Below are 25676 nucleotides of genomic sequence, written 5' to 3'. Positions count from 1 at the left end.
GACGGGCGGATTCCCAGAGCCTGACCGAACATGCGCGCTGGCGGCGAATGGCCATCAAGGCCACTCCGCTCCGATGCTCGGAAACACATGTCGGGCGCGGCGCGGAACGGGCCGCTCTCGCTCTCCAGCCCACATGTTCGGTCAGGCGTTCAGAATTTGGCCGACAGGGCCAGCGACCCGTAATTGAACAGCCCGCTGCGCGCGCCCTTGAATTCCTGGGTCTGCCACACCTGGCTGTAGGACAGGCGCATCCCGTGCCACATGATCGCGAGGCCGGCATGAATCTCGCCCACATCCCAGTTCACCGGCACATGCGGCGAATTGCTGCGGATCGTATTGCCTTGCAGGGTGGCATCATAACCGACGGCGTAGCCAGTCACGTTGCCGAAGACATACCACGACACCGGGCGCGTCAGCCGGTAGGCATCGGTACCATCGGTGCCCGGCCCGATCGTGGGCGTGCCGAAATCGCTGTTCAGCCCCTGGCCGATCCGGAACGTATCGGCCACCGAACCATAGATCCGGTAATCGCCGATCGCGGCCGAGGCCGCGGGCAGCATGTCCATCGAAATACCGAAGACATCGGCCAGCGGAAACCGCCAGGTCCGCCCGGCCTGCACCTGGAAGATCGGCTGGTTCTGCAACTGGTGGTGCCACCCCAGGTTCCGCGTGTCGCCAATCGCGCCGTGGAAGCCGTTCTGCAATTTCTCGCCCAGCCCGGCCGGCCCCATGACACCGACCTGGATACCGAACACCGACCGGGAAAGATCGGTATCGTTGATCAGGTTGATGGTGCCGAGCAAAAGGCTGGCATAAGGCCGGTCACGCGGCGACGGCGTGCTGATCTGCGTATTTTCCGGGGTAAAGATAAGCTGCTGCAAGCCCATGCTGATGCGGGTGACGCCCGCCCCCATGATGGCATGGTTGATGGTCTCGATCGGGGCCGGCTGGTTGTCGGTGCCCGAGGTCCAGTTCAGGCGCAGCCCACTGGTATAATACTGGTCCGACGTTCCCTTCAGGGTGCTGACCGCGTCGTTTTCCCCCTGAATCGTCCAGGTTCCGTACGGGTCCTGCAACGGCGTGGCGTGGGCCGGGGCACAAACGACTGCCGCGAGGCACCCCATCCCGGCGAGCGTACCGACACGCGCCATCCAAAGGGCTGTTCTTTCCGTCTTTGTCTGGCCCATCAGCTTCCCTTTTCACCTGCGCGACGCCGCATCCGAACCGCGCCCACCGACTGTCTAAAACGTCCCGGCGTTTCGAGAAAGCCCATGGGTGACTTTCGTGATCGGACGACCCACGCCAGCCGGCCGTCATGCACGGCTATCCGACCCCCACCGCCGACGGCGCGAACATTAATGCTTGGTCATATTAAAGATGACGGCATGATGGAACCACGGGCCGAAGTTATGCTTATCTGTATTGGACACCGACGCATTCGTGCTAGGGTCCGCGCGGGGAAAGGATGCTGTCCGCCACGGCCGCTCAGGCGGTTCGGAGAACGGTTGTGTAATGCCTTGATCCAGCAAAATTTCTTCATCCGGTGGCTCCTGGGACAGGACCCGCCAACTAGACCTCGGGATTACGACCGTTGAGAAGTAACAGGACCGACCGCAGCCCCCGTTCCCCGCGCCGCGGCGGATTTGACGACGATTTCATGTCGCCGCCGACGTTCGGTGATCGTGGCAGCAGCGGAGCTCCCCGTCGCCCCATGGGCGGTGGTGGTGGCGCCCCCTCCCAGGTGATCGCCTCGGGACCGGAGATCAGTGCCTCCGTAAAATGGTTCAACAGCGAGAAGGGCTTCGGCTTCGTCGAACTGGCCGACGGTTCGGGCGATGTCTTCCTTCACGCCAACGCGCTGGCAACGACCGGCCACAGCTCCGTCTCCCCCGGCACGACGCTGGTGGTCCGCATCGGCCAGGGGCCGAAGGGTCGCCAGGTCGCCGGTGTGGTGTCGGTCGACGAGAGCACGGCCCAGCCGGAGCGTCCGCGCGGCTTCGGTGCCGGCCCCGGTGCGCCGCGTGCCCCCGGCGGCTTCGGCGCCCGTCCGGCCCGCCCGGCCCCCGACCTGTCGCACGCGCAGGACATGCGCGGCATCGTGAAGTGGTACAACGCCACGAAGGGCTTCGGCTTCATCACCCCGGAAAGCGGCGGCAAGGACATTTTCGTCCACGCTTCGGCTCTGGAGCGTTCGGGCCTGACCGGCCTGACCGAAGGCCAGACGGCGAACGTGCAGGTCGTCCAGGGCCAGAAGGGCCCCGAGGCCGCGTCGATCAGCGTCGACTGATTCGGCATCAAGCCTGATCAACAAGCAGGGTCGCCCTCGGGCGGCCCTGTTTTTGTTTGGACGGCACGCTTCCCCGCGCGCCGCGCCCCCAAATCGGGTCGCGGCCAGGGGCACACGCGCCCAGCCACGCTCAAAGAGCCGTTAAAACAATAAAATAGCGTAATGCAAGGCGGCCGAGCCGGCCTATTCCTTGCCCTTGTTGCGCATCAGCCGCGCCTTGTCGCGCTGCCAGTCGCGCTCGGCGATCGCATGGCGCTTGTCGGCCTTCTTGCGCCCCTCGCCGATCCCCAGCGTCACCTTGGCCAGGCCACGGGCATTGAAATGGATATCCAGCGGCACCAGCGTCACGCCCTCGCGCGCCACGGCGCCCAGCAGCTTGTTCACCTGCTTGCCGTGCAGCAGCAGCTTGCGCGGCGCGCGGGGTTCGAAGCGCGATAGCACGCCGCCCTGATATTCGGGGATATAGCTGTTAAACAGCCAGATCTCGCCATTCCGGTCGCCGGCATAGGCTTCGTTGATCGTGGCCCGCCCCATGCGCAGGCTCTTGACCTCCGGCCCCTTCAGCACCAGCCCGGCCTCGACCGTCTCCAGGATCTTGTAGTCGAACCGCCCCTTGCGATTCTGCGCCGCGATCCCGTGCGAGATCATGCCACTCTTGTTTTTCTCGGCCATCGTCAGTTCAACAGGCCCACGGCGGCCAGCGCCTCGCGGACGAGAGCGCGGGAAGGCTCGGTCAGCGGCGCCAGCGGCAACCGGCAGGTCTCGCCCCCCAGCCCCAGCAGGCTGGCGGCATACTTCACCGGCGCCGGATTGCTCTCGCAGAACAGCGCATCGTGCAGCGGCGAAAGCCGGTCCTGCAACGCCATCGCATCCGCCACGCGCCCATCCTGCCAGGCCCGGTGCAGTTCGGCGCACAGGCGCGGCGCCACATTCGAGGTCACGCTGATGCAGCCATCCCCTCCGGCGGCCAGAAACGAGACCACGGTACCATCCTCGCCCGAAAGCTGGTTGAAGGGCTTGTGATCGATCGCCCGACGCACCTGGATCGGCCGCAGCAGGTTGGCGGTGGCATCCTTCACCCCGACGATCCGGGCATGCCGCGCCAGCCGCGCCATGGTCTCGACCGAAATATCGACCACCGAGCGGCCGGGAATATTATAGACGACCAGCGGCAGGTCGGTCGCATCGGCAACCGCCATGAAGTGACGATACAGCCCTTCCTGCGTCGGCTTGTTGTAATAGGGCGCAACGACCAGAATGGCATCCGCCCCCGCCGCCTTGGCATGGCGGGCCATATTGACGGCCTCGGCGGTGCTGTTGGAGCCCGCACCGGCAATGACCGGCACCCGTCCCGCCACGACCTGAACCGTGTATTCGACCACGCGCGCATGTTCGTCATGCGTCAGGGTCGGGCTTTCCCCCGTCGTGCCCACCGGCACGACACCCGACGACCCTTCGGTCACCTGCCAATCGAGGAATCGGCCCAGCGCCGGAAAATCCAGCGACCCGTCATCGTTCATCGGCGTAATCAGGGCTGTGATCGAACCCTTGAACATAGTCGTTTCCACTCGAATCTCGCAGGCTGTGACACGGGCCGCCCTTCGGGCCACCCCGGCAGGATCGTGATCCCGCCTGTTCTGTTAATCCACGGTGTTAATGCCGGGCATGGTGGCTAGGCAACCTTCATCGGTCCGCCATCCCGTTTCCCCGGAACGGCGACCCCGGATAAACACCCAGAATCGCGGAGGTTTCCGAAAAGAAGGCCAGTTCCGCCAAAGCCTGCGCCAGCGCCGCATCCTCGGGGTGCCCTTCGACATCGAGCAGAAACTGCGTCGCGGCGAACGACCCGTCCAGCATGTAGCTCTCCAGCCGCGTCATGTTCACGCCGTTGGTCGCAAACCCGCCCAGCACCTTGTAGAGCGCCCCGGCCGTATTGCGCACACGGAACAGCACGGTGGTCAGCGTGCCTGCCTGCCCCGGCGGCGGCCGCACCGCCTCGCGCGACGTGATGTAGAAGCGGGTCGTATTATGCGCCGCGTCCTCCACATTATGCCGCAGCACCACGAGACCGTTCAGTTCCGCCGCCAGCGCCGACGCCACGGCCACATCCTCGGGGTTGTTCCACCGCGCCACCAGTTCGGCCGCGCCCGCCGTATCGAATTCCACCACCGGCGTCAGACCCAGCGCCTCGACGATCCCCCGGATCTGCCCCATGGCGACCGGATGGGTATGGACCCGCCGCGCCTGCGCGATCGTGCTGCCGGGCACGCCCAGAAGACAATGCTCGACCCGCTGGAAATGCTCGCCGACGATGTTCAGCCCCGCCTGCGGCAGCAGGGCATGAATATCCGGCACCCGCCCCGCCAGGCTGTTCTCGCAGGCCAGCATCCCCAGGTCTGCGCGCCCGTCATGCACCGCCGCGATCGCATCGGCGAAGGTTTCGCAGGGCAGCGTGGTCCAGCCGGGAAAGGCCTGCCGGCACGCCAGGTCGGAATAGGCGCCCGGCCGCCCCTGAAAGGCGATGATCCCCATATGGGGACCCGCCGCCGCGTCGGGAGATATCGACGGCGCGCCGCTCATGCCACGTCCGCCATCATGCGGCGCGCGCGTTCCAGGTCCGCCGGCGTATCCACGCCGAACGGCGCCGCCCCGATCCGGGCACATCCGATGATCATTCCGGCCTCCAGGGCTCTAAGCTGTTCCAGTTTTTCACGCCTTTCCAAAGCCGCTTCGGGCAGGGCCACGAACCGCGCCAGCGCCGCCCGGCGATAGGCATAGATCCCGACATGATGCCACAACGCCCCCTCGCCCCACGGAACCGCCGCCCGCGAAAAATACAGCGCCCGCGCCACGGCGCGCGGGGCACCCTCGGGAAACGCGCATGCGACCTTCACCACCGAGTCCGCCTGCGCCTCGCCGGGTTCCGTGACCGGGGCGACCAGCGTACCGATATCGACGGCCCGGTCGGCCAGCGGCAGCAGGGCGGCGGCCAGGGTCTCCGGCGCCAGCCCCGGCAGGTCGCCCTGAAGGTTGAGCACCACGTCATGCCGGCCGTCCGGATCGACGGTCGCAAGCGCGTGCCACACCCGGTCGGAGCCCGAAGGCAACGCCGGGTCGGTCAGGACGGCGGTACCACCCGCCGCCTCCACCACCCGCGCCAGTTCGGGGTCGGCCACGGCGACCACGACCGGCCCGATATCGGCCGCGCGCGCGCGCTCCAGCACATGCACGATCATGGGCCGGTCGCCGATCATGGCCAGCGGCTTGCCCGGCAGGCGCGTCGAGGCCATGCGGGCAGGAATGATGACGATTGGATTCATGCGAACACGCAGCAGGCCCTGACACTCGAAAGCGGCGGAAACGTCCGGCCGGGGAAACGCCGCTGCGGACACGCGCTCCGGCCCATCGGCACGATCCCACGCAGCTTCACACAAGGCGGGCGGCAGTCTAGGTAAGGACCGGCCAGCATGCAACCGAAACACCGATGGAGCATCGTAACCCGGATGGACAGCCACGACGCCAACCGCATCGGCGCAGCTTTCCTGCTGACCGCGCTGGCAATGGCCGGCAGCGTCTGGGCCGGACACCGGGCCATACCCGAGGCCATTCCGCTCCACCCGGCCTTCGCCCTGCCCGAACCGCCCGACGGATCGGCCGGCCTCTCGGTCGCCGAAGCCCTCGCGCATGCCGATCCCAAAGCCGGACAGGCCCTCGCGGCACGATCCTGCGCGATGTGCCACAGCTTCACGCAGGGCGCCCCCCCGGCGGTCGGCCCCAACCTGTTCGGCGTCGCCGGCACCCCGATCGCCGACCTCCCCGGCTACAGCCTCTCCCCCGCGCTCCTGGCACACCGGTCGGAACTCTGGACCGACGAAACCCTGTCGGCGTGGCTGGAAAGCCCGGCCCGCTTCGCGCCGGGCACCCGCATGGCCTTCCCCGGCCTGTCCGACATCCGCGACCGCGCGGCGATCATCGCCTACCTGCACACCCTGTCCGACGGAGGACACCAGCCATGACCCACACCGGCACGCCTCTCGCCGCCGCCCTCCCCGATGCCGACCGCCTGCTGGACGCAGCGACCGCCGCCGCCGATGCCGCCGCCTGCGTGATCCGTCCATTCTTCCGCTCCGGGGTCACGGTCGACGACAAGAGCGACCAGAGTCCGGTCACCGTCGCCGACCGCACCGCCGAGCGCACCATCCGGGCGATCCTGGCCGAACGCCTGCCCGACCATGCCGTACTGGGCGAGGAATTCGGGCTGGAGCGCGCGGGCTCCCGCCACTGCTGGGTGATCGACCCGATCGACGGCACACGGGCCTTCGTCACCGGCCGCCCCACCTTCGGCACCCTGATCGCCCTGCTGGAAAACGGCGTACCGGTGCTGGGCATCATCGACCAGCCGATCACCGGCGAACGCTGGATCGGCATGCGCGGCCGGCCGACGCGCTACGAATCCCGCCTGCCCGGCACCATCGGCACCCGTCGTTGCACCGCGTTGAAACTGGCGGAACTCTCCTGCACCTCGCCCGAGATGATCGCGGACGCACCGACGCCATATTGGGACGCGCTCCGCCGCGCCGCCCGCCGCGTCACCTGGGGCGGTGACTGCTATGCCTACGGCCTGCTGGCATTGGGACAGGTCGATGTGATCGCGGAATGCACGATGAAGATCTGGGACTGGGCCGCCCTCGTGCCCATTATCGAAGGCGCCGGCGGCCGGGTGACGGACTGGCACGGCCGCACGCTGCATGCGCAGAGCGACGGCACGGTGCTGGCGGTCGGCGACCCGGCCATGCTGGCCGGTGCCGTCTCCCTGCTGAATACGGGCCTGCCGGCGCGGTGACACCCCTCACCCGTCCGGCCAGCACATGGCACCGATGCCGTCCTCTCCCTATCCATTTATCCGTCGATCGGATAGGAGAACCATCTTCCCCGAATAAGCGCGAGTATTCGAGATGAGCAGCGAAGCCACCTCCCACCTGTCCCTCCCCAAGGACAAGATCCGCATCCTGCTTCTCGAAGGCGTCCACGACAGCGCCGTGTCGCTGTTGAAGGCCAACGGGTATGAGAACGTCACGCGACTCAAGACCGCTCTGGAAGGGGCGGCCCTGCGCGAGGCTCTGGAAGGCGTGCATATCGTGGGTATCCGCTCCCGCACCCAGTTGACCGACGAGGTCATCGCCGCCGCCGACCGGCTGATCGCCGTGGGCTGCTTCTGCATCGGCACCAACCAGGTCAACCTGACGGCGGCCCGTGCCCACGGCATCCCGGTCTTCAACGCCCCGTTCAGCAACACCCGCTCCGTCGCCGAACTGGTCATGGGCGAGGTCGTGATGCTGATGCGGCGGATCTTCCCCCGCTCGGTGGAGTGCCATGCCGGCGGCTGGAACAAATCCGCCGCCAATAGCTGGGAAGTCCGGGGCAAGACGCTGGGCATCGTCGGCTACGGCTCGATCGGCTCGCAGCTTTCGGTCCTGGCCGAGGCGTTCGGCATGCGCGTGATCTATTACGACGTGATCGACAAGCTGGTGCACGGCAACGCCACGCCGGTCGAGACATTGAACGACCTTCTGGCGCAGAGCGAGGTGGTCAGCCTGCATGTGCCGCAGCTCCCCAGCACCGCCAACCTGATCGGCGCCGAACAGATCCGCGCGATGAAGCCCGGCTCGTTCCTGATCAACAACGCCCGCGGCAACGTGGTGGACCTGGAGGCGCTGGCCGACGCCCTGCGTGACGGCCACCTGCTGGGGGCCGCGATCGACGTGTTCCCGACCGAACCCAAGGGCGCGGGCGATTCCTTCACCTCGCCGCTCCAGGGGCTGGAAAACGTCATCCTCACCCCGCATATCGGCGGCTCGACCGCCGAGGCGCAGGAGCGGATCGGCGTCGAAGTCGCGCGCAAGCTGGTCGAATATTCCGACGTGGGCTCGACTCTGGGCGCCGTCAATTTCCCGACCGTGCAGTTGCCGGAAAGCCCGCGCGGCACCCGCTTCATGCACGTCCACAGCAACGTTCCCGGCATCATGCTCCAGATCAACGAGATCTTCATGGCCGAGAACAGCAACATCACGGCCCAGTATCTCCAGACCGACGGTGAACTGGGCTACGTGGTGGTCGAGGCGGATACGGGGCGCGACACCGACAAGGACAACCGCATCCTCCGCCGCCTGCGCGACCTCAAAGGCACAATCCGCGCCCGCCTGCTCTACCAGCAGGCTTGATCAGAAGGGTGGCGGCCCTCCGCCGCCACCCTGCCCTCTTGACCCGTCGGGAAGACAGAGGCAAAAGCACACAGTCCCGGCCCTGGTCCTCAAAACGAACCACGATGCCACGGATAGTCTAACGATGGTGCAACGTCCCATCGCCGCCGGGTTAGCACAGCGGTAGTGCAGCGGTTTTGTAAACCGAAGGTCGGGGGTTCAAATCCCTCACCCGGCACCAATCTCCTTTTAAAAATGACCGACGCAATCGTCGGCTGTCCTTTTTCGTCCCCACAGGCCCGGCCACTCCCTGCGACAGGGCGCATGGCGCTTATCGCCACCATGCCTGTAGGCTCGGTGACATGGGGCATTTGTTAACTTTCATATGACAATCTGAGATCCCGATCTTCGCAGGGGCACATCCAGCTTTGGGGGGATATCAGTATGTCGAGCGCTGGCACGTATTATACATATGACGCACAAGGTCATATTGAAACAACATGGACAATTACCGATGGAACGCTTTTCAATGGCGGCCTCGGAAATTCCAACATCACAATTACGGATTCCAACGGAAATACAATAAAAACGCTAACCGGCGTTCCTGACGGTCTTCTGTCCCATATCCAGACGGGAACCGATGCGACCAATGGTAGTCTGCTTTCTATAATCGGTGGTCAATGGGTCTCTGTACCAGGTTCCAGCGGTACCATTGATATTGTTCTGTCTGCCCTGTCGGCACCCGTTTTTACAATCGGCGGAACGACAGATATTGATTTCGTTGTAAACGCCGCAACAGCCATTACCATGAATATATATGGCGGAACGGCGACGTTTTCGGGTGGCCTCATCGCTGGTGCGTTGAGTGGCTCAACCATCAACATAGGGTATGGCGGCACATATAACGGCAACACACAACTGATCAGCCTGCTCCAGGGAACGACCATCAATTTCACAACTGGCGGCGGCACGCTTGTTCTGAATGGTGGTGGTGTATTCCTGAATCTGTCGGGAACATCGATTACCGGCTACGATCCGCAATACGATACCATAGAAATCAAGAATACAGTCGCCACTGTTTCCGGTTATACCATAGCCACATCAGGCACAAACAAAACGATTACGCTTTTTGGAAGCGATGGCACACAGATTGCGACCTACACTGTAACACCCGCAGCAAATGCCAACCTCCCCGTCGGAACCTATAACAACCTGGCGACGGAAGACGTAAACACAAACCCCCTGCAAATCACCTACAAGGACCACAACACCTATATCGGTGCCTGCTTCCTCGCCGGCTCGATGATCCGGACGCCGGATGGTGATTGCGCCGTCGAAGATATCCGGATCGGCGATGAAATCAGCGTCTACGACTGGCGCAACAACATTGAAGCAACACGCGATGTCGTCTGGGTCGGCAGCAGAAAAGTCGTGGTCCGTCCAGATTACCCGGACGACGAGGCAGGCTATCCCGTTCGCATCCTCAAGGACGCCGTCGCCGATGGCGTTCCCTACAAGGACATGCTGATCACCGCCGAGCACTGCCTGTTCTTCGCGAACAGCTTCATCCCCGCCCGCATGCTCGTCAACGGCACATCCATCTTCTACGATAAATCCATTACCAGCTACACCTATTACCACATCGAAACAGACCCGCACGCGGTGATCCGCGCCGACGGCATGTTGACCGAAAGCTATCTCGACACCGGCAACCGCCGCGCCTTCCATCAGGACGGCAAGGTCGCCACGCTGCGCGGCGTTGTCCGTACCTGGGAAGAAGATGCCGGCGCCCCCCTGAATGTCGCCCGCGCATTCGTCGAGCCCCTGTTCCGCCAGCTCGCATCCCGTGCCGAAGCGGCGCATCTCGAAAATCAGGCACCCGCGCCCGTCCTGACCGATGAGCCCGACCTCCACCTCACCACAGACAAGGGACAGATCCTCCGCAAGATCCGTGAGGCCGACGGCTGCACCCTGTTCATGGTCCCGACCGGCGTTCGGACCGTCCGGCTTGTCTCCAGGGCAAGCCGCCCCAGCGACACGATCGGCCCCTTCGTCGACGACCGCCGCCCTTTCGGCATCGAAGTCGGCGAGATCAGGCTCTTTGAAGGCAACCACGCCCGAACCATCACGGACCACCTGACAGACGGCGACCTGCCCGGCTGGCACGCCGTGGAAGGAGAATACAGCCGCTGGACCAGCGGTAACGCCTCCCTTCCCCTCGGCGAGCGTCATCCCAACAGCATCGCCATGCTCGCCATCACCGTCAGGTCCGCCGGCCCATATATCGCCTCCGACGAAACGACCCGAGCCCTCACCTCGTCACTCTGAGCATCACGGCTCCGATCCGTTCATCTCCACAGACCCCGCTCTCCATGAAAGAGCGGGGTCCTCCTTTCGTAAAGCATCATGGCCCGAAGAACTCTTCTCCAGCCGGGACAGATATGGATGCCGGGCAATCCCGCCATCCCACCGCGCAGGATCATCGACCTGCCCGAAGGCATGATTTCCTATCAGGCAAAGAGTTCTCCAAAACCGACCGGCACCAACCCCGACGGTATCATCCCGCAGTCCCTGTTTCGAAAGTGGATCCGGGATACCGATGCCACGCTGGCCGGGAATGATGCGACAAAGGCATCTCCCGCGGCTGAACTCGCCAAGAAGATCGTAACCCTGCGCAAGGCCGGAGGCATGAGCCAGAACGACCTCGCCGGTGCCCTCCATGTCAGTCGCTCCGCCATCGCGGCGCTGGAGACCGGCCGCAGCAGCGCACGCGGGCACATCCCGCGATTGGCGGAACTGTTTCAGGTGCCGGAAGAACTTTTCCTCAGCGGGATGGTGGAACAGGCATTCCCCATGACGCTTTCGACAGACGAGCACGACCTGATCGAACTCTACCGCCGCCTGCCCACCGAACTGAAGATCACCGTCCAGAAATATGTCGAACGCCAGACCAGAGCATTGCCACCGAAAGCCGGTTCGGTGGAAATACTCTAGTTTATTGTTTTTAGGAGAATCTTCACCTGTTCGAATGCACGCATTCAAACAGGACCTACTCCAGGACGGGCGCATGCGGCGGCTGATCGATGCAGCGCCCATCGGGCCGCGAGAACCGGAACACACACAGCAATGGACTCATGCGGACCGCATTCTGTCGCAATTGATATAACAGGCCCGCTGTCCCGAAGTCGGCAATTGATGATAATTGGCATCGGGTAATGAGGACGAGCCACGCAGCATGACAGCAATCCTGGCGGGTCGGAACAGTCTGTCGACGATATTGACCTGCGTGGTATGGTGCCTCGTCGCCATTGCCAGCGTGGGATGGACCCGCCATGGCGGCAGTTCCGCCATGATCTGGCCGGCCAACGCGGTCCTGGTGGCATCGGCCCTGTGCATGCGCAATTTCGACTGGCGGCTGTTTCCGCCGCTGCTGCTGGTCCTGTCCACGCTGGTCAATCTGGGTGACCATCGCCCCTGGGTCACCAGCGTCGGCTTTGCAGGCGCCAATCTGGTCGAAATCCTGCTCGCCGTTTTTCTGGCCCGCCGTTTCAGCCCGATCTCCGATTTTTTCGAACATCCCGGATGGGCATTCCGCTTCGCCCTTGTGACGGCAATGGCCGTCATATGCTCGGCGGCCGTCGCGGCAGAAGCCCTGTATTTCAGCGAAGGGCGCGGCTGGCTGGGTGGTGCGACGACCTGGACGATGGCCCACCTGCCCGGCGTACTGATCACGGTTCCGGTTCTGCTGGCCCTGAACCCCTATGATACCAAGGGCAACCCGGACCACGATTCCCCGTCATCGCTTGTGGCCGGCGGCCTGATGGCGCTGGTCGCGGGGGCAGCGATCGTGGTCTATGGCCAGGCCCACTATCCGTTCCAGTTCCTGCTTCTGCCGCCGCTGCTCCTGGCCACCTACCACCTGTATGCCAAGGGCGCCGCGCTGGCCGTCGCAATCATCGCCATGATCGGCAGCTATTTCATCTTCACCGATGTCGGCCCCGCCATGCCCTTTCATGGGCCGGACTCGCTGAGGATCTATATTTTCCAGCTCGACCTGGCGACAATCTTCTTCTGCGCCCTGCCGCTGGGCGCCGTACTGACCCAGCGCGACCAGAAAGCCGCACTGGCCGAACGGCGACTGCGCGATTTCCGTCACCTGGCAGACCGCGTGGGCGACGTGCTGTTCCGGGTGGATGCCTTCGGCCGCTGGAGCTACCTCAATCCGGCATCCGAGCAGTTGTTCGGCGTGCCGGTCGAATACCGGCTGGGCCAGCACATGCTGGAGAGCGTCATCCCCGAGGACCGCCCTCCCCTCAGCCGGGCACTGTCCGAACTGGTATCGGGCAGCCGGGAAGATCTGCGGCAGGTCGTCAGCATCTGCCGCCGCGACGGCACGATCCGGCATGTCGAGATCCTGGCCCATCGCCTGGATGAAGATCTGGGCTATGGCGGGCTGATCCGCGACATCACCGAACAGTTCACACAGGACGAACAGAACCGCCGGATCGCCGAAGCCAACGAGCACGCGGCCAATACGGACGAACTGACCGGCCTGCCCAACCGGCGCGCCTTCTTCCAGGCTCTCCATGCCTGCATGGCGCAGGATGCTGCGAAGATCGCGGTCGCGATTTTCGACCTGGATCATTTCAAGCTGGTCAATGACCGCTACGGTCACCCGATCGGCGACATCGTGCTCCAGCGGGTCGCCTCCACGGTCCTGGCCGCCGTGCGCGACGGCGACATGGTCGCCCGGATCGGCGGCGAGGAATTCGCGGTCCTGATCACGGACCAGAACCCGGAACAGGCCATCAGCCTCGCGCGCCGCCTGGTCCGCGCCGTCTCGTCGGATTCCATCGTGGTCCCATCCGGTCCGACCCTGCACGTCACCATCAGCATGGGGATCGCCTGCCACCGGCCCGACGAGGACCATGCGGCCCTGATCGAACGCGCCGACCAGGCGCTCTATGTCGCCAAAAGGGGCGGCCGCAACCGGCTGATGATCGCCGAAGATACGCTCACCGAGCAAACCGCCAACGGCACCTGAAGCAAGCACCCGGCCGGCAGGCTGCCTCTCACAGCAGGCCCGCCTGCCGGAAACTGGTCGCTCCCCCATTGCCCACGATCACATGGTCGCGCACCGCCAGCCCCAGGACGGTGGCGATCTGCTCCAGCCGCCGGGTCATCGCGATGTCCTCGCGCGACGGCATCGGGTTCCAGCCGGGATGGTTATGAACCAGGATCAGTTCGCTCGCCTTCAGGCGGATGGCGCGGCGCATGACCTCGCGCGGATAGACGGGCGTCTGGTCGATCGTGCCCTGCGCCAGGACTTCATCGGCGATCAGCCGGGCATTGCGGTCCAGAAACAGCACGCGAAACTGTTCCAGCGTGTCGCGCGCCAGAACGGCCTGAAGATAAGCCATCAGCGCGTCATGCGACGCCAGCAGGTTGCCCTGCCGGATTCGCGTCCGCATCAACCGGATCGCCGCCTCACGCAGCAGCGGAAGCGTGACGACCACCTGAATCCGCCCCTCGACCGCCGCCGACAATTCGTCGGCATCGGCGGCGAAGACTGCGCCGGCAGTGCCGAATCGCGCCAGCATGGCGCGCGCCAGCCCGGCAGGGTCGCCTCCCGAAGGCAGGATCAGCGTCAGGATCGCGGACAGCAGCCCAACGTCATCGGCATCGGCGGAAGGCGCGGTCATGCCATCCCACGGCCCCGGCCACCCGGAGGGGAAGCCGCCAATGGCCGCGAAGCGGCAGCTTGGGTATAAGGGAGCTTCATGGAGCCAAAAGGACCATCGCCGGTATGAATGTTCTGTCGTCCCTCAATCATCGCGACGCGGTTCTTCTCGATCTCGACGGTACCATCATCGATTCCCGCGCCGGCATTATCAATTCCCTGCATGACGCGATACGCGATCTTGGCCATGAACCCGATCCGGCGGAAGACCTGACCTGGGTTGTCGGTCCCCCCCTGCACGATCTGGTCGCCCGCGTCCTCACGCATTACGGCGACGACAGGGCCGAGGAAGCCGTAAGGCGCTACCGCTATCATTACGAGCGGCGCGGCATGCATCGCAGCCCGGTCTTCCCAGGCATGCGCGAGGTGATCGAAGCCGTAACGGCCTCCGGCGCCCGGCTGTTCCTGGCAACCTCCAAGCCGGTTCACCTGGCCCGCGCCATCCTGGAATTGCGGGAACTGACCCCCTATTTCACGGCGCTCTACGGTGCCCGGCCCGACGATACCGGCGCGGAGAAACCCGAACTCATCGCCCAATTGCTGGAAGAGCACGACATCGCCCGAAACCGCGCCATCATGGTCGGCGATCGTCGGTTCGATATCAGCGGCGCCCACGCCAACCATATCAGGGGACTTGGCGTGCTGTGGGGCTATGGCGACGAGGAAGAACTGACCGAAGCCGGTGCCGACGCACTGGTCACCGATCCCGGCGAACTGATGGCGGCGATCCGGGGCCAACTGGCGGCCGCGCATATCCACCCCGCGGCGAAGTAACCTTCCGACGCATGGCGGCCGATGCGCCCCCGATCGCCGCACGCGCATCGGCCGCCGGCCTCCTACAGGCGTCGCTGCTGGCGCAGACTGAGCCACTGGCCGCGCCGCAGGAACACATGGTCCTGAACAGTCAGGGACAGGTTCTGCGCGTGGTAGGAAATCGCCTGCATCAGCACCGCATCCCCCTCGATCATCGCGACCGGCGGCGGCCAGTTGGGCGCCATCCGGATTCCGACCAGCGCCGTGGCGTGCAGGTCGAGCGCCCGCAGCAGAATATGGCGCTGGGTCAGTTCCGGCGCACCGCCTCCGCCGTCATCCACCGCCTCATCGGCAATGATGTGATTGATGCTGTCGAGGAAGAGCACCCGCAACTGGCCGGGCGGCGCATCGGCCAACCGGGTGTCGCAATACGCCAGCACCGCATCCCAGTCTCGCATCGGAGTGCGCGTCAGCGGATCGGGCCGCGACAGACACTCGGCCACGGCGGCCGGCAACCCCAGCGCCGCCGCCGCCCGCTCCGACAGTCCGGCTTCCCGCAGCCCGTCCGGCGAGGCCGACAGCAGCGCGCCCAGACTGCCGAATCGGTTCAGCAGGGCCTTGGCCAGCGGCTTGGTATCCCGCCGGGGCACGCCGATGAACAGCAGCATCTCCACGATCTCGTAATCCGCCAGCGACGCGGCACCCGATGTCAGAACGCGGGCACGCATCCGCCCCCGATGCCCGGCCGGCCCGGTTTCCTTGAAAGGGGCCGCCTGCCCCGCGCCCTTTCCGCCCCTTCCGCCCGCCCGCCTCATGACGCTCCCCGCCTCCCCCGCCCGCCGAACGCCACCCTCCGGCGCGGGAATCAATCCGCAATGCTTGGTCATAATCCCGCGACGCCCTATACCGAAACCGTGAACCAGACCCCAGCCCCCACCCCCGACGCCCCGGACTATCTCCAGCGCCTCAATCCCGAACAGCGGATGGCGATCGAGACGACGGACGGCCCGCTCCTGGTCCTGGCCGGCGCCGGAACGGGCAAGACGCGCGTCCTGACCACGCGCTTCGCCCACATCCTGCTCTCAGGCCGGGCGCGGCCCTACCAGATCCTGGCCGTCACCTTCACCAACAAGGCGGCGCGCGAAATGCGCGAGCGGATCGGCACCCTGCTGGGCGAGCCGGTCGAAGGTCTGTGGCTGGGCACTTTCCATGCTCTTTGCGCGCGCATGCTGCGCCGCCATGCCGAATATGTCGGGCTCGGTTCCGGCTTCACCATCCTCGACACCGACGACCAGCTCCGCCTGCTCAAGCAGGTGATCGAGCCGCTGCGCATCGACAGCAAGCGCTGGCCCCCGCAAGGCATCCTGGGCGTGATCCAGCGCTGGAAGGATCGCGGCCTGACGCCCGAGCGCGTCACCCCGGCCGAGGATTGCGATTTCGCCAACGGCCAGTGCCGGGCGATCTACGCCAGCTACCAGGCACGGCTGGTGCAGCTCAACGCCTGCGATTTCGGCGACCTGATGCTGCACGTCACCGAAATCCTGCGTACCAGGCCCGACGTGCTGGCCCAGTATCACCGGCTGTTCCGCTATATCCTGGTCGACGAATACCAGGATACCAACACCATCCAGTATCTGTGGCTGCGCCTGCTGGCCCAGCGCGAGGGCCAGCAGGCCAATATCTGCTGCGTCGGCGACGACGACCAGTCGATCTATTCCTGGCGCGGCGCGGAAGTGGAAAACATCCTGCGTTTCGAGCGCGATTTCCCCGGCGCCGCCATCGTCCGGCTGGAGCGCAACTACCGCTCCACCGCCCAGATCCTCGGCGCCGCCTCCGGCCTGATCGCGCATAATGACGGCAGGCTGGGCAAGACCCTGCGCCCCGGCCGCGAAGATGCATCCGGCGAAAAAGTCCGCGTGGCCTCCGTCTGGGATTCGGACGACGAAGCCCGGCTGGTCGGCGAGGAGGTCGAACGCCTGCGCGCCGGCGGCCACCGCATGTCCGAAATCGCCATCCTGGTCCGCGCCGGCTTCCAGACCCGCGCGTTCGAGGAACGGCTGATCGCCCTCGGCCTGCCCTACCGTGTCGTCGGCGGCCTGCGCTTCTACGAACGCGCGGAAATCCGCGACGCGCTGGCCTATATGCGGGTGCTGAACCAGCCGGCGGACGACCTGGCGTTCGAACGCATCGTCAACGTCCCCCGGCGCGGCATCGGCGCCGTCGCGATGCAGAAATTCCACCAGGCCGCCCGCGACGGCGGCATGCCGCTGACGGCGGCGATCGGCGGCATGCTCGAACGCGGCGAGATCAAGGGCAAGGCCCGCGACAGCCTGGCCACCCTGCTGAACACCCTGCAACAGGGCCGCGAAGACCTCCCGCGCGAAGGCCATGTCGTGGTCATCGACAGGCTGCTGGAGGAAAGCGGCTATATCGACATGTGGAAGGCCGACACCTCGATCGAGGCGCCGGGCCGGCTGGACAACCTGAAGGAACTGGTGCGCGCGCTGGCCGATTTCGAAAGCCTGGGCCATTTCCTCGAACATGTCGCCCTGGTGATGGAAAACGAGGAAAGCGCCGGCACCGAACGGCTGAGCATCATGACCCTGCACGGCGCGAAGGGGCTGGAATTCGACACGGTCTTCCTACCGGGCTGGGAGGAAGGCGTCTTCCCCTCCCAGCGCACGCTCGACGAGGGCGGCCTGAAGGGGCTGGAGGAAGAACGGCGCCTCGCCTATGTCGGCATCACGCGGGCGCGGCACCGGGCCATCATCAGCCATGCCGCCAGCCGCCGCATCTACGGCAACTGGCAATCGGCCACCCCCAGCCGCTTCATCGAGGAACTGCCCGACGAATACGTGACCACCACCGGCGCCGCCAGCCAGACGCGCGGCCGCGGCTTCGGCCAGGCCCCCGCCTTCTCCAGCGCCTTCCCCATCACCGCCCGCCGCCCCCGCGCGGCCGACGCGGCGGCCGATACGACCGCCTCCCCCGCCAGGACGACGATGGCCGTCGGCACGCGGGTCTTCCACCAGAAATTCGGATATGGAACGGTATCGTCCGTCGAGGGCAACCGGCTGGAAGTCGCCTTCGACAAGGCCGGACCGAAACGTCTCCTGGACAGTTTTGTCGAGAAAGCACCATGACAAGTCTGACCCGTCGCCACGCGACGGAACTCGAAACCATCGCCGTCACCGTCCCCGCCGATGCCGTCATGGCGTACGAGGAGGCCCTGTCGGTCGTCTGCTCCACCATCGGCATCTTCGAGGTGGACGATACGCAGGTCCTGTGGCGGGTCGAAGGCGTGCGCGACCTCGGTTACGGCGAAGCCGAACTGACGGCCGCCCTGGCCCTCGCCGCCGCCGTCAGCGGCCACGCGGCCGAACTGGACCGCACACGGACCGAGGCCGAGGGCTGGCTGGCCCGCACCTACGAATCCTTCCCCGAGCAGGATGTCGGCCAGCGTTTCGTGGTGCGCGGCACCCACCTGGAAGGCCCCACCCAGTCACGGCGCATCGCGATCACGCTCGATGCCGGCATGGCCTTCGGCTCGGGCGAACACGGCTCGACGCGCGGATGCCTGCGCGCCCTCGAACAGGTCGCCCATCGCCGCCCGCGCCGGATTCTGGACATGGGCTGCGGCTCGGGCATCCTGGCCATGGCGGCGGCGGCCCTCCTGCACCGCCCGGTCCTGGCGGTGGATATCGACCCATGGTCGGTCCGCACCACGCAGCAGAACGCGGCGCTGAACGGCCTCTCCACCCTGGTCGCCGCCCGGCTGGGCAATGGCTGGCGCACGCCGGGCCTCAAGCGCCATGCGCCGTTCGACCTGATCTTCGCCAATATCCTCGCCCGTCCGCTCTGCCTGATGGCCAAGGACCTGGCCGCCCACCTCGCCCCCGGCGGCACCGCCATCCTGGCCGGCCTGCTCAACAGCCAGGCCCGCATGGTGGTGGCCGCCCACCGGCGGCAGGGCCTGGTCCTGGAACGGCACCTGACCGAAGGCGACTGGTCCACGCTCGTCCTGCGCCGCCCCGATGGCGCGACCGGCGCCTGACCGCTCAGGCAACGCAGGCGCGAACCAGCGGACCAGAGCATTTCCACCTGTTTGAATGCACGCATTCAAACAGGATCTGCTCTCAATTGTTTCCAAAGTAAAAGGACAAGGGAAATGCCCGAGATTTCAGCCCGTCTCCCCGCGCTGCGCCGCGTGCTGGAGGACATGGATGTCGACGGCTTCCTCCTGCTGCGCGGCGACGAGCATCTGGGCGAATATGTCGCCCCCTATGCCGAGCGCCTGGCCTGGCTGAGCGGCTTCACCGGCAGCGCCGGCATGGCGGTGGTGCTGCGCGACGGCCCGGCGGCGGTCTTCTCCGACGGGCGCTACATCACGCAGATGGACCAGCAGGTGGACGGCACCGCCTGGTCCCGCCTGCATATGCGCGACACCCCCCCGGCCGAATGGCTGGCGGCGCAGGGCGGGCGCGGCCTGCGGATCGGCTACGATCCCCGCCTGGTCGGCGAGGCCGGCCTGCAACCGTTCCTGGCACGCGGGCTGGACATGGTGCCGCTGGCGGCCAACCCGGTGGACCGGATCTGGACCGACCAGCCGGCCGCCCCCGGCACCCCCTGCCTGCCCCATCCCCTCTCCTTCGCGGGCGAGGACAGCGCCGACAAGCGGGCACGCATGGCGGCCGTCCTGCGCGCCGAAGGCCAGGACGCGGCCATCGTGGGCGACCCGACATCCGTCGCGTGGCTGCTGAACATTCGCGGCAACGACGTTCCCTACACACCGGCCTGCCTCGCCTTCGCCATCCTGCATGCCGACGCCCAGCTCGACCTGTTCATCGACCCGGCCCGCGTGCCGCCCGATACCGCCCACTGGCTGGGCCAACAGGTCCGGGTCGTGCCGCCCTCCGGCCTCGACGCGGCGCTGACGGCCCTGACCGGACGGACGGTGCGGGTCGATCCGGTCGGCACGGCGATCTGGTTCATCCAGACGCTGGAGGCCGCCGGCGCCACCATCGCCCGCGCCACCGACCCATGCGCCCTGCCGCGCGCATGCAAGAACCCGGTCGAGCAGGAAGGCGCACGCCGCGCCCACCTGCTCGACGGCATCGCGCTATGCCGTTTCCTGCACTGGGTGGACACGCAGGGCGTCGGGCAGAATGAACTCCAGGCCGCAACCCAACTGGATGCGTTCCGTGCCCTCTGCCCCGATTATCGCGAGGAAAGCTTCCCCGCCATCTCGGGCGCCGGCCCCAACGGCGCGGTGATCCATTACCGGGTCACCCCGGACTCCGCCCGGACGATCGGCGCCGACGAGGTCTATCTGATCGACAGCGGCGGCCAGTATCCCTTCGGCACCACCGACGTTACCCGCACCCTCTGGACCGGCAAGGGGCCAGCGCCCGACAGCGTGCGCGGCCCCTTCACCCGCGTGCTGAAGGGCCATATCGCCCTGGCGCTGGCCCGCTTCCCGGTCGGCACGACAGGTCACGCGCTGGACGCCCTGGCGCGCTACGCGCTGTGGCAGGACGGGCTGGATTACGACCACGGCACCGGCCATGGAATCGGCAGTTATCTTTCGGTGCATGAGGGGCCGTGCTCGATCTCGCCCGTTCACCGGCCGGTGGCGGTCGCGGCGGGCATGATCCTGTCGGACGAGCCCGGCTACTACCGGCCAGGCGCTTTCGGCATCCGGCTGGAAAACCTGCTGCTGGCCCACCCGACCCCCGCCGAGGCCGGACGCAGCTTCCTGGCGTTCGAAACTCTGACCCTCGCCCCCTTCGACCGGCGGCTGATCGACCCGGCATTGCTGACCCGCGAAGAGACGGCATGGCTGGATACGTACCATGCACGGGTTTTTGATCTCATCGCACCGCAACTGGCCGCCGACGCCCGCGCATGGCTCGCAGGGGCCTGTGCCCCGATCGTGGCGGAATAGCGCGAAACCTCGCCGGACAGCGCCAGATAATGTGACCGCGAAAGCCCGCGTGACGGGGATGGGCGCGATTGTCACCCGTCTGCCACGGGCTTAGGACCATACGGGTCCGGCCCGGCTACCCCCGCCTCGCGAACGCACGGTCGGCAGGTCGGGCCAGACAGAGCACAGAGGGAGACGTTCGACAATGTCCGCTGAAAAGACGATTCCGGCTACCCTGATCCCCGGCGATGGGATCGGCCCCGAAATCATGGATGCCGTGACCGAAATCCTGGACGCGGTTGGCGCGCCGTTCGCCTGGGACAAGCAGCTCGCGGGTATGGCGGCGGTTGACGCGACCGGCAATCCGCTGCCCCCCCAGACGATCGACAGCATCCGCCGCACCGGCCTGGCCCTGAAAAGCCCGCTGACGACCCCCGTGGGTGGCGGCTTCAAGTCCATCAACGTGACCCTGCGCCAGGAATTCGGGCTTTATGCCAACCTGCGCCCGACGCGCACGTTCGTCCCCGGGGGCCGTTTCGACAAGATCGACCTGGTCCTGGTGCGTGAGAACCTGGAAGGGTACTACGCGGCGATGGAAAGCTACATCCCGGTGGGCGACGACCCGCACGGGATCGCGACCGGCGCGGGCTACAACTCGCGCGCCGAATGTAACCGCATCGTCCGCTTCGCGTTCGAATATGCCGTCAAGCATGGCCGCAAGAAGGTGACGCTGGTCCACAAGGCCAACATCCTGAAGCTGCTGACCGGCCTGTTCCTGGAAGAAGGCCGCAAGGTCGCCAAGGAATATGAAGGCCGCGTGGAATGCAACGAGCGCATCGTCGATGCGTGCGCCATGCAGTTGGTCATCGACCCCTGGCAGTATGACGTCATCGTCACCACCAACCTGTTCGGCGACATCCTGTCCGACCTCACGGCCGGCTTGGTCGGCGGCCTGGGCATGGCCCCCGGCGCGAATATCGGCGAGAAGGCCGCGGTGTTCGAGGCCGTTCACGGCTCCGCGCCCGACATTGCCGGCAAGGACCTCGCCAACCCGCTGGCCCTGCTGCTGGCGGCGAACATGATGCTGGAGCATGTCGGCCGCGACGACCTGTCCACCCGCATCGAAAGCGGCATCCGCTCCGTGATCACCAAGCCCGAACTGCTGACCCGCGACCTGGGCGGCAAGTCCGGCACGCGCGAATTCACCGCCGCGCTGAAGCAGCACCTGGTCTGATCCCACCGCCGCCGGTTCTCCAGAACCGGCGGCTTCGTTAGCACAACACCGTCACGCGCATCCGGTTGAATTTACTTCGTAACAAGCTATGGTTCTGTAAATATCGCACGCGACCATGCCACGCTGAATATTTACAAAGCCAGGACCGCAATATGAAGCTCACAAACGGAAGGCGTCTGCTTTGTTTCATTGTCATAATGACAATGCTATCAACCGGTAAACAAAATTCTTTTGCTTCCCCGATACAAGACAATCCACAGATTACAAATATTTTCCAAGCCGATCAGGATGAACGCACAACCCTGCTGCACGGCAAAGCCACAGCGGCCGATTGGGCAAAACTGGCGAAACGGGACGAGGCACGCCGGGCAACGTTGAATACGTTGATGAAGCATGGAGCCCTTCATAGCGCGGCCGATTATGCGCACGCGGCCATGGTCTATCAACACGCGGAGACATCTGACGGCTATCTGCTTGCGCATTGCCTGGCGATGACTGCCGTTTCCCTTGGTGACGAAAACGCACGCTGGCTCGAAGCCGCAACCCTCGATCGTTACCTTCAGGAGATAGGTCAACCTCAGATATTCGGAACGCAATTTACAGCCGCACCGGGAAAAGACGTAACCCAGGCACCTTATAACAGGGCACTCCTGACCGACGAAAACCGGGCAGCATTCAACGTCCCTTCGCTGGCGGCTCAGGAGCTGAAGAGAAAAACCCTGAAGCCGTTCTAATGTCCGAACCCGGCATCGACGCGGCGCAGAATGCTTGACCGACCCATGATCCGGGCCACCAGGGCCTGCCTCTTCATGTCCCGGTCCGAACCTCAACTCCCCCTGTAAGTCGAAAACCCGTAGGGCGAGACCAGCAGCGGCACATGGTAATGCCCGCCCGTGCCATCGGCCGCCGGCGCCGCAATCCCGAATGCGATCGGCACCACGTCCAGAAACGGCGGCTCGCTCAGCGCCACGCCCTGCCGGCGGAAATACGCGGCAACCGCGAACTCCAGCCGATAAGCTCCTGGCGGCAACTCCCCCACCCGCGCCAGATCCGGGCACCGTCCGTCTTCGTTCGTCCGGCCGCGAAACAGGCACGCATCACCGGCCCACAGCACGATCTCCATCCCCGCCGCCGGCCGGCCGGATACCAGATCGAGAACATGGCTCGACAAGGTGCTCATGAACGCGGCTCCTCGCGCGCCAGCGCATCGGCCAGCCGCAACCCGGCAATCTTGCCGATCTCGGCAATCGCCGTCTCCAGTTCCTGCTCCGGCGTGTGGGCCAGCCGGCGCGTCATTTCCGACAGAATCAGCGCCTTGTCCGACAGGCGGACACAGATCACGAACGGCATGCCGAACCGCGCGGCGTAGCCATCGTTCAGGCTGTTGAACCGCGCATATTCCTCCGGCGTCAGCCGATCCAGCCCGGCCGAGGCCTGTTCGGCCTGCGAGGCTCGGGTCAGGTCGGGGTCCAGCCCGGCCCGGCGCGCCAGTTCGGGATGGGCGCGCACCAGGGCCAGTTTCTCTTCCGTCGTCGCGCGCGCCAGCACGCCATTCATGGCCGCCAGCATCGCGCCGGAATCCCCAAACGGGCGCAGGCCCGCCGCGCGTTCCGCCACCCACGGCGAATGTTCGTACAGCGCGCCGAACCGTTCGACGAACCGCGCCGACGCCATCTCGTTTACGCGCCGCATCACCGAATTCATGCGGGATGAACCTCCAGCCAATGGCGGGCGATATCCAGCCGCGTCGCCACCCAGACCCGCTCGTGGGCCAGCACATGGTCCAGGAAACGGGCAACGGCGCGGGCACGCCCAGGGCGGCCGGCAATGCGGCAATGCAGCCCGACGGACATCATCTTGGGCGCCACCTCCCCTTCCTCGTAAAGGCTATCGAACGTATCGCGCAGATAGCGGAAAAACTGCTCGCCCTCGGTAAAACCGTTCAGCGCGACATAGCGCATGTCGTTCACGTCCAGCGTATAGGGCACGATCAGTTGCGGCCGCCCATGATGGCAGTCGTAGTAAGGCAGGTCGTCGGCATAGGAATCGGCATCGTAGACGAAGCCCCCCTCCTCGACGATCAACCGGGCCGTGTTCGGGCTGGTTCGGCCCTGATACCACCCCAGCGGCCGCGAGCCCGTCAGGTGCGTGTGCAGCATGATGCAATCGCGGATATGCGCACGCTCCAGCGCCTCGGGAATATCCTGGTAATCGATCCAGCGCAGGCCATGGCTGGCGATTTCCCATCCCGCATCCAGCATCGCCTCCACCGCATCCGGGTTGCGGGCCATCGCGGCGGCCACCCCGAACACGGTCACGGGCAACCCGCGCTCCACAAACAGCCGGCGCAACCGCCAGAACCCGGCGCGCGACCCGTATTCGTACAGGCTTTCCATCGCCATCGCCCGCGCCCCCGGCACGGACCGGGCGCCGACCATCTCGGACAGAAAGGCTTCCGACCCCGCATCGCCATGCAGGACCGAGTTTTCCGCCCCTTCCTCGTAATTGATAACGAACTGCACGGCGACCCGCGCCTGTCCCGGCCAACGCGGATCGGGCGGATTGCCGGCATAGCCGACAAGGTCGCGGGGATAAGGCGCCGTCATGGTTCAGCCTCATAAACGGCGCGGGCCGCCTCGATCGCCGCACCCGCCGGCGGCACATACCCCTCGGCACGCAGCACGGCATCCAGCGCGCCGAGCGTGATCAGCACCTTGTGCCGCATCGCGTTGTAGCCCATCGCCCCGATCCGCCAGATTTTCCCCGCCAGAGGCCCGAACGCGGTGCCGATCTCGATCTCGAACTCCCCGCGCATCCGCGCCCGCACCCGCTCGCCATCCACACCATCGGGAATATACACCCCCGTCACGTTGGTCATGCGGTAGGCATCCTGCCCATACAGGGTCAGCCCCATCGCCCGCAGCCCGGCACTCATCGCCGCACCCGCCGCCCGATGCCGCGCGAAACGCGCTTCCAGCCCCTCCTCCACCATCACCCGCGCCGCCTCGCGCGCCGCATACAGCATGCTGGTCGCCTCGGTATGGTGGTTCAGCCGCTTCTCCGACCAGTATTCCATGATCATCGCCAGATCGAAGTAATTCGACCGGATCAGCGCCCCCGGCCCTTCGTCCAGGTCCGCGCCGCGTATCCCCGCCTCGACATGCCGCCGCTTCATGATATGCGCCGCCGCCCGGTCGGATATCGTGATCGGCGAAGACCCCGGCGGCCCGCCCATGCATTTCTGCAAGCCGCCCGTCACCACATCCACGCCCCACGCATCCGTCGCCACCGCCATGCCGCCCAGCGTCGCCGTGGCATCGACATAGGACAGCACCCCATGCCGCCGGCACAGCGCGCCCACACCGTCCAGCGGCTGGGCCATCGTCGTCGAGGTATCGCCATGGATCGCCGCGAACACCTGCGGCCGGTGCGCCACGATCGCCGCCTCGATCTGCTCCAGCGTCGCCACCTCACCCCAGGGAATATCCAGCGTGCGGATCTCCGCTCCGATCCGCTGCCCGATCTCCGACAGCAGCAGC

24 protein-coding genes and 1 tRNA gene are annotated in these 25676 nt (G+C 65.8%); 14 read left to right on the top strand and 11 right to left on the bottom strand.

Annotation, left to right across the window (positions count from 1 at the left end; genetic code table 11):
- Positions 1–149 precede the first annotated feature (149 nt).
- On the bottom strand, positions 150–1151 hold the full coding sequence (locus HLH25_RS04265) for a lipid A deacylase LpxR family protein (protein ID WP_375272706.1): 1002 nt from the start codon (positions 1149–1151) through the stop codon (positions 150–152).
- Between the two features lie 440 nt (positions 1152–1591).
- On the opposite strand from HLH25_RS04265, the gene HLH25_RS20475 reads away from it, so the two are divergent.
- On the top strand, positions 1592–2287 hold the full coding sequence (locus HLH25_RS20475) for a cold-shock protein (protein WP_114726870.1): 696 nt from the start codon (positions 1592–1594) through the stop codon (positions 2285–2287).
- A gap of 183 nt (positions 2288–2470) precedes the next feature.
- Here HLH25_RS20475 and smpB read toward each other — a convergent pair whose 3' ends face one another.
- The 4 genes from smpB to HLH25_RS04240 all read right to left on the bottom strand — a co-directional run bounded on the left by smpB (position 2471) and on the right by HLH25_RS04240 (position 5607).
- The gene (smpB, locus tag HLH25_RS04255; protein ID WP_114726869.1) at positions 2471–2959 is read right to left on the bottom strand and encodes an SsrA-binding protein SmpB; all 489 of its coding nucleotides are present in this window, start codon (positions 2957–2959) and stop codon (positions 2471–2473) included.
- Positions 2960–2961: 2 nt separating this feature from the next.
- On the bottom strand, positions 2962–3843 hold the full coding sequence (gene dapA / locus HLH25_RS04250) for a 4-hydroxy-tetrahydrodipicolinate synthase (RefSeq protein ID WP_220791683.1): 882 nt from the start codon (positions 3841–3843) through the stop codon (positions 2962–2964).
- A 127-nt stretch (positions 3844–3970) separates the two neighbouring features.
- Complete coding sequence (locus HLH25_RS04245) at positions 3971–4867, bottom strand: prephenate dehydratase (protein WP_246401265.1); 897 nt, start codon at positions 4865–4867, stop codon at positions 3971–3973.
- Entirely contained in the window at positions 4864–5607 is a 744-nt protein-coding gene (locus HLH25_RS04240; protein ID WP_182972899.1) for a 3-deoxy-manno-octulosonate cytidylyltransferase, read from the bottom strand. Before HLH25_RS04240 ends, HLH25_RS04245 begins: the two co-directional genes overlap by 4 nt.
- A 147-nt stretch (positions 5608–5754) precedes the next feature.
- On the opposite strand from HLH25_RS04240, the gene HLH25_RS04235 reads away from it, so the two are divergent.
- From HLH25_RS04235 to HLH25_RS04205, 7 genes are all read left to right on the top strand, one after another.
- Positions 5755–6303, top strand: a complete 549-nt coding sequence (locus HLH25_RS04235; protein ID WP_246401262.1) for a c-type cytochrome — start codon at positions 5755–5757, stop codon at positions 6301–6303.
- On the top strand, positions 6300–7130 hold the full coding sequence (locus HLH25_RS04230) for an inositol monophosphatase family protein (RefSeq protein ID WP_182972898.1): 831 nt from the start codon (positions 6300–6302) through the stop codon (positions 7128–7130). Before HLH25_RS04235 ends, HLH25_RS04230 begins: the two co-directional genes overlap by 4 nt.
- A gap of 112 nt (positions 7131–7242) precedes the next feature.
- Positions 7243–8508, top strand: a complete 1266-nt coding sequence (gene serA, locus HLH25_RS04225; protein ID WP_182972897.1) for a phosphoglycerate dehydrogenase — start codon at positions 7243–7245, stop codon at positions 8506–8508.
- A gap of 145 nt (positions 8509–8653) precedes the next feature.
- Positions 8654–8728 (top strand) — tRNA-Thr (locus HLH25_RS04220).
- A gap of 203 nt (positions 8729–8931) precedes the next feature.
- Positions 8932–10815, top strand: a complete 1884-nt coding sequence (locus HLH25_RS04215; protein ID WP_182972896.1) for a Hint domain-containing protein — start codon at positions 8932–8934, stop codon at positions 10813–10815.
- Positions 10816–10932: 117 nt separating this feature from the next.
- The gene (locus HLH25_RS04210) at positions 10933–11481 is read left to right on the top strand and encodes a helix-turn-helix domain-containing protein (protein ID WP_246401259.1); all 549 of its coding nucleotides are present in this window, start codon (positions 10933–10935) and stop codon (positions 11479–11481) included.
- Between the two features lie 241 nt (positions 11482–11722).
- A complete protein-coding gene (locus HLH25_RS04205) occupies positions 11723–13531 on the top strand; it encodes a sensor domain-containing diguanylate cyclase (protein ID WP_182972895.1) in 1809 nt (602 codons plus the stop codon).
- A 28-nt stretch (positions 13532–13559) separates the two neighbouring features.
- Here the strand turns inward: HLH25_RS04205 and HLH25_RS04200 are convergent, their stop codons facing one another.
- Positions 13560–14189, bottom strand: coding sequence for a JAB domain-containing protein (locus HLH25_RS04200; protein ID WP_182972894.1), 630 nt, complete (start codon positions 14187–14189; stop codon positions 13560–13562).
- 104 nt (positions 14190–14293) lie between these two features.
- Between HLH25_RS04200 and HLH25_RS04195 the strand changes: the two genes are divergently transcribed.
- Positions 14294–15001: an HAD hydrolase-like protein gene (locus HLH25_RS04195; protein ID WP_182972893.1), complete on the top strand. Its 708-nt coding sequence runs from the start codon at positions 14294–14296 to the stop codon at positions 14999–15001.
- Positions 15002–15063: 62 nt separating this feature from the next.
- Here the strand turns inward: HLH25_RS04195 and HLH25_RS04190 are convergent, their stop codons facing one another.
- Positions 15064–15795: a JAB domain-containing protein gene (locus HLH25_RS04190; RefSeq protein WP_182973075.1), complete on the bottom strand. Its 732-nt coding sequence runs from the start codon at positions 15793–15795 to the stop codon at positions 15064–15066.
- Positions 15796–15855: 60 nt separating this feature from the next.
- On the opposite strand from HLH25_RS04190, the gene HLH25_RS04185 reads away from it, so the two are divergent.
- The 5 genes from HLH25_RS04185 to HLH25_RS04165 all read left to right on the top strand — a co-directional run bounded on the left by HLH25_RS04185 (position 15856) and on the right by HLH25_RS04165 (position 22871).
- Positions 15856–18123: an ATP-dependent helicase gene (locus tag HLH25_RS04185; RefSeq protein ID WP_182972892.1), complete on the top strand. Its 2268-nt coding sequence runs from the start codon at positions 15856–15858 to the stop codon at positions 18121–18123.
- Positions 18120–19034 (top strand): 50S ribosomal protein L11 methyltransferase, encoded by a 915-nt coding sequence (locus tag HLH25_RS04180; RefSeq protein WP_182972891.1) that lies wholly within the window; start codon positions 18120–18122, stop codon positions 19032–19034. The genes HLH25_RS04185 and HLH25_RS04180 overlap by 4 nt, the downstream gene beginning before the upstream one ends.
- A gap of 114 nt (positions 19035–19148) precedes the next feature.
- The gene (locus HLH25_RS04175) at positions 19149–20924 is read left to right on the top strand and encodes an aminopeptidase P family protein (protein ID WP_182972890.1); all 1776 of its coding nucleotides are present in this window, start codon (positions 19149–19151) and stop codon (positions 20922–20924) included.
- A gap of 184 nt (positions 20925–21108) precedes the next feature.
- Complete coding sequence (locus HLH25_RS04170; protein WP_182972889.1) at positions 21109–22137, top strand: isocitrate/isopropylmalate dehydrogenase family protein; 1029 nt, start codon at positions 21109–21111, stop codon at positions 22135–22137.
- A 152-nt stretch (positions 22138–22289) separates the two neighbouring features.
- Positions 22290–22871: a hypothetical protein gene (locus HLH25_RS04165; RefSeq protein WP_182972888.1), complete on the top strand. Its 582-nt coding sequence runs from the start codon at positions 22290–22292 to the stop codon at positions 22869–22871.
- A gap of 92 nt (positions 22872–22963) precedes the next feature.
- On the opposite strand, the gene uraH is transcribed toward HLH25_RS04165, so the two are convergent.
- The 4 genes from uraH to HLH25_RS04145 all read right to left on the bottom strand — a co-directional run.
- Positions 22964–23317, bottom strand: coding sequence for a hydroxyisourate hydrolase (gene uraH, locus HLH25_RS04160; RefSeq protein WP_182972887.1), 354 nt, complete (start codon positions 23315–23317; stop codon positions 22964–22966).
- A complete protein-coding gene (gene uraD, locus HLH25_RS04155; protein ID WP_246401256.1) occupies positions 23314–23841 on the bottom strand; it encodes a 2-oxo-4-hydroxy-4-carboxy-5-ureidoimidazoline decarboxylase in 528 nt (175 codons plus the stop codon). The genes uraH and uraD overlap by 4 nt, the downstream gene beginning before the upstream one ends.
- On the bottom strand, positions 23838–24743 hold the full coding sequence (puuE, locus tag HLH25_RS04150) for an allantoinase PuuE (protein ID WP_182972886.1): 906 nt from the start codon (positions 24741–24743) through the stop codon (positions 23838–23840). The genes uraD and puuE overlap by 4 nt, the downstream gene beginning before the upstream one ends.
- Positions 24740–25676, bottom strand: a 937-nt coding sequence (locus HLH25_RS04145) for a pyridoxal-phosphate-dependent aminotransferase family protein (RefSeq protein ID WP_182972885.1), incomplete at its 5' end; no start/stop codon positions are given. The genes puuE and HLH25_RS04145, both read right to left, overlap by 4 nt.

The sequence above is a fragment of the Gluconacetobacter dulcium genome, assembly GCF_014174165.1.
Lineage (GTDB): Bacteria > Pseudomonadota > Alphaproteobacteria > Acetobacterales > Acetobacteraceae > Gluconacetobacter > Gluconacetobacter dulcium.
The sequence above is the reverse complement of the archived record's forward strand: the minus strand, read 5'-3'. Positions and strand labels throughout refer to the sequence as shown.